The sequence below is a fragment of the Colwellia sp. MB3u-45 genome, assembly GCF_014077005.1.
In the GTDB taxonomy this organism is placed as follows: Bacteria; Pseudomonadota; Gammaproteobacteria; order Enterobacterales; family Alteromonadaceae; genus Cognaticolwellia.
In genome coordinates this window covers 1-2,306 of record NZ_JACGVC010000027.1, presented here as the reverse complement: position 1 = coordinate 2,306, position 2,306 = coordinate 1, and the positions used below count along the sequence as shown (strand labels likewise).

At 38.9% G+C, this 2,306-nt stretch carries 1 protein-coding gene; it reads left to right on the top strand.

What is annotated here, in order from left to right; genetic code table 11:
• The coding region (locus H4J41_RS00380) for a tetratricopeptide repeat-containing sulfotransferase family protein (protein WP_182150440.1) at window positions 1–1,781 on the top strand (1,781 nt) is incomplete at its 5' end.
• Window positions 1,782–2,306: the final 525 nt, after the last annotated feature.

The window sequence follows — 2,306 nt, the reverse complement described above, 5'->3', positions numbered from 1 at the left end:
TTAAACTCGATGAAACACATAGCCGTGCTAATCAAGAACAAGGCTTTATCCATTTAGCCTTAGATGAACCAGCACTGGCTAAAATTTCATTTGAAAAGGCGGTAAAACTTAACCCGAGTTTAGTCGCTAGTTGGCAAGCATTAATTCACCTGTACCGAGATGCAAAGCAACAAGACAATATGCAAAAAGCCGCAAATCAGTTAGAGAAACTAAAAAAATTACCACCGGCCTTACTCGCGGTAACTGAATTAATGCACGAAGGGAAATTATTAAAAGCAGAACAAATTTGTCGACATTTTTTGCAAGATAATCAACGCCATATCGATGGCATGTGTATGCTTGCTGAAATAGGTATAGAGCTAAAAATTTATGACGATGCTGAATTTTTATTGGCCAGTGCCCTTGAGTTAGCGCCTAATCACATCCATGCGCGCTCTCAGTACCTCAATTTACTTATTCGTTTAGGTAAATACAAAGTGGCAGAACAACAAGTTGAAAAGTTACTCGCTATACAACCTGACAACCTGAGCTTTAAAGTCGCTAAAGCGAGTGCCTTAACAGGTTTAGGTAAAATTGAGCAAGCCATCATCCTATTTGAACAAGCTGTAGAGCAAAACGATCAAATTGCAGGCTTTCAACTGCAGCTAGGCCATGCGCTAAAAACCAAAGGTGATATAAAAAAAGCCATTGCTGCTTACCAAAAAGCCTACCAGTTAAACCCAAGTTATGGTGATGCTTTTTGGAGTTTAGCCAATACTAAAACCTACCGTTTTAGTGATGAAGAAATTGCTCAAATGCAAACACAGCAAAATAATAAAGCCTTAGCACTAACAGATAAAGTTCAACTCCATTTTGCTACCGGTAAAGCCTTTGAAGACAGAAAAGACTATAACCAAGCCTTTCAAGCCTACCAAGAAGGTAATAAATTACAACATGCTCATAGTGGCTTTGACATCAGCAAAGTAGAAAAACAAGTTGCAGAGCAAATAAAATACTGTACCGCCGAGCTGTTTGAGAGCCGTGGAAATTTAGGGCTTAATTTACCTGATCCGATATTTATTGTTGGTTTACCACGCGCTGGTTCAACGCTACTTGAACAAATACTGGCTTCGCATAGTCAAGTTGACGGCACGATGGAGCTACACAATATATTAGGCTTGGCATCACGACTAAGAGGCCGTAGTAATAATAAAAGTGATCAAGAAGCCCAATATCCGAAAAACTTAAACGAAATTAATCCCGAGTATTTCAAACGCTTTGGTCAGCAATTTATTGACGAAACTCAAGTCTACCGAGAAAAGGCACCCTTATTTATTGATAAAATGCCCAATAACTTTCTCCATATTGGCCTGATCCGATTAATACTGCCCAATGCTAAAATTATTGACGCTAGGCGCTCGCCCATGGCTTGTTGTTTTAGCGGTTTTAAACAATTATTTGCCGAAGGACAAGATTTTAGTTACGACCTTGAAGACATGGGTCGTTACTATCAAGCTTATTTAAAATTGATGGCACATTGGGATGATGTCTTACCGGGTTATGTATTAAAGGTAAATCATGAAGATGTGGTTGATGATTTAGAAACACAAGTACGAAGAATGCTTGATTTTTGTGGCTTAGAGTTTGAACAATCGTGTGTCGATTTTCATAAAACCCAGCGCAATATTAAAACCCCAAGCTCTGAGCAAGTGCGTCAACCCATTTATAAAAGTGCCACTGAACAATGGCGACATTTTGAGCCCTATTTAACGCCCTTGAAAAAAGTACTTAATATAGAATAAAGGTGACCTAGATAAAGAGTATATCTTCGTTCTTTATCTAGCGTGCATAAATGCACTATTGTTTAGAAAGACAGGATGTCTGAGAGAGGCATAAATATAGTCGTTCTTTCACATCGACCTGCATTGATACACTAATGCCGTGGAGCCATGTTCTTGCATGGATATAAGCCATTAGAGTAATGCAGGAGCAATTACCGAGATGGCTAAGAACAGTCGTGTGATCATGACATGGATGTCGGTACTTAGTTTTTGTCTGGTACAGAAAAACTGCCCGTTTATCCTAAACATAAAAGCGAACAGGTTAATGTCCGCTTTTATGTTTATCGATAAGGGATAAACCTTAGTCACCGCACTTTTTATTGAGATAACACTTTAGTGACTAACTAAATACCCGCGCTATACTTTCTCTACCTTAATTTTATAAAAAACACTATAAAGCACAGGTACGGCTATCATGGTCAAGATAGTGGCAAACGCTAATCCGCCCATAATGGTCACCGACATATCAGCAAAGAAAGGGTCAAA